Annotated in this window: 2 protein-coding genes; both read right to left on the reverse strand. The window is 39.9% G+C overall.

The genetic code is table 11. From position 1 onward, the window contains the following. Positions 1-576, reverse strand: a 576-nt coding sequence (locus Q0296_RS03725) for an NFACT family protein (RefSeq protein WP_298036678.1), incomplete at its 3' end; no start/stop codon positions are given. 74 nt (positions 577-650) lie between these two features. Then, on the reverse strand, positions 651-2,627 hold the full coding sequence (locus Q0296_RS03730; protein ID WP_298036680.1) for a methyl-accepting chemotaxis protein: 1,977 nt from the start codon (positions 2,625-2,627) through the stop codon (positions 651-653). Positions 2,628-2,666: the final 39 nt, after the last annotated feature.

Below are 2,666 nucleotides of genomic sequence, written 5' to 3' on the forward strand. Positions count from 1 at the left end.
AGTAAGCTTTGCCTCTTTTAAGCTAGCTATCCTAGACTCGTTTATCCTGGCTGCTTCACTTTTAAAAAATGCCTCAAAGTCAGTTATCGGCTCGCACGGCTTTTCTTTGATGGCGATAGCTGGCAGCTCTTTTAAAACCTCGCCAGTTTCTATCTTGCGGTAGCTATTGTCGATATGTCTTAGAGCCTCGATGATAACGTTATTTTCATCAGTTATCACGGCGTTTGTAAAGCGGCCTGTAAATTCAAGATAGAGGATGAAATTTTCGCTTTTATATGAGCCACTTTGTGTGCAAGTAAATTTTAAAATTCTATTGTCTTTTAGGCACTCGACGCTTTTTATATGCGAGGCGTTAAAACGCTTTTTTAGGACGTTATCAAAGGGCGCTTGATAAATTTTCGCCTCTTTTAGCTCGTCATCTTTATAAATCGCTGAGTTTGACTTATTTAGATCAAAGATGATCTTTTCACCGCTAAATTCAAGCATAATAGCCATATCGCCAAGGCGTTTTGCTTGGCTTATTTTTTTAAATTTCGATAGATAATCTGCTATTTGAACTAAATGTGCGTATTTCATGCGGGGATTATATCAGAAATGTTGCAAAAATGTTTTAACAAAAGGCCCTAGCTGGTTTGCTAGGACCAAAATCACTAAAATTTGTTTTTAGCGACCTCTTTTACGATCTGATCAGCTATCTCATCGACCTCGTTTGTGGCTTTGTTTGTTTGATTTGCCACTTCAAGATTTTCTTTTGTTAGGTTGTCGATGTCAGCAACTAGCGTGTTTATCTGAGCGATCGCTATGGTTTGCTCATTTATCGCCGCACTCATGTCGTCGATGTTTTGAGTTAGGATATTTGCATTTGCCTCGATCTCACCAAGGCTTTTTTGCGTGCGCTCGGCTAAATTTCTAACCTCATCAGCCACCACCGCAAAGCCCCTGCCATGCTCACCCGCACGTGCTGCTTCTATTGCAGCGTTAAGAGCTAGTAAATTTGTCTGATCGGCGATGTCGTGGATGATGGTGATGATATTTTTTATCTCCTCAGACTGCCTTTTGACATCATCTGATCTTGCATTTACCTGCCTCATAGACGCACTCATTTGCTCAACCGCAGCCGCACCCTCAGAGAGCGAAGTCGCACTCTTGTTTGCCTTAGTGGTAAGCTCTTGCATGTAGCCTTTTAGCGCTTTTGCACGGTCTTCTAGCAGTTTTGCGATCTCTTCGTTGTTTTTTAACATCTGCGCGATCTTATCGCCAAGCGCGTCGATACCTTTTGCGATGACGCCCTCGTCGTTTATCCTAGCGGTGAAGTCATTTTTAAAGTAAATTTCTAGCGCTTTTAAGATGTCATGCTCATTTGAAGCGATATTTGTCTTTAGTGCGTCACGTAGCTCGCCAAATGCCTCTTTTAGTTTAAGCAGTGCTTGGCTATTTGTCGTCGCATCAAGCGTTGCTCTAAAGTCGCCGCCTTTTATCTTTGTAACAAATTCTTGCGTTTTAGCTAGAAATTCGCGCTCGCTATTTAAATTCTCTTTTGTGCTTTCTATATTTTCGTTGATAATGCTAGCCATAACGCCTAGCTCGTCGCTGGTTTTTAGCTTGATGGGTTCAACATTTGAAGTTTTGTTGTTTATAAATTTAAAGACTTCGACTAGCCCATTTTGTATAGTTAAAACCGGCCTTAAGAAGTATCTAACGACCACGATGATAGCGATGATGACTGAGATCAAAAATGTACTAAACATCAAAATTTGCTTATTTGAAGCGCTTTTTATTTCAGCCACAAACTCATCAGCGTCAGCCACTATACAGACGTTCCAGCCTGTTAGCTTTTGGTTTTGGCAGTAGATGACGTTTCTCATACCACCATAGAAAAATAGCGAAACCTTGTCGCCCTCTATACTTTTTTGCATATTTTCTTTGATGATCTTGTTGTAGTTTTCATCTTGATTTGTGATCAAATTTGTATCAGGATGTACTATCACTCTGCCGTTGTCATCGGCGATCATGATGTTTGAAGTCTTAGTCGTTTTTATCTCTAAAAGCTCCTTGCTAAGGCTATTTAAAAAGATATTTGCACCAAGAACCGCAACCATTTTATTGCTTTCATCAAAAACTGGGGCATAAGCGGTAATGGTTAAATTTTTAGACGAAACATCGATATATGGCTCGGAAAATCCAGCCTTGCCACTACTAAGCGCATCCTTAAACCAAGCCCTCGTGCGACCGTCAAAATTTGGTATCAAAAATGGCTCATTGTTTTTTGCAAGGTCGGTTTTTATGACGTTTCCGCTATCTGCATAGCCAATAAATAGCGCATCAAATGGCGAAATGATAAGCGCACCTTTTAAAGCATCTTTGATGCTTTCTTTGCTAGCGTAGAGCTTTTTATCCTCTAGCTCTTTTGCAAAGTTTTGCACCATGTGAAGTCTTGACTTTAAAAACTCATCGACAAAGTACATCGTCGATTTAAGCCCTGTTTTGCGCACACTGTTGTACGACTGAATTTTTTCCGACTTGGAATTTGAGTAGTTTATGCTAAAAAATATGCCTATGCCTATTAGCATCCAAGCTGTCAGCAAAAAGGCTATCTTGTTAGACAAGCTAGAAAAAAGTCTTTTCATCTTAAATCCTTTTAAAATTTTCGGCATATTCTATAACAA

The organism is uncultured Campylobacter sp., from assembly GCF_937890585.1.
Classification (GTDB): domain Bacteria; phylum Campylobacterota; class Campylobacteria; order Campylobacterales; family Campylobacteraceae; genus Campylobacter_A.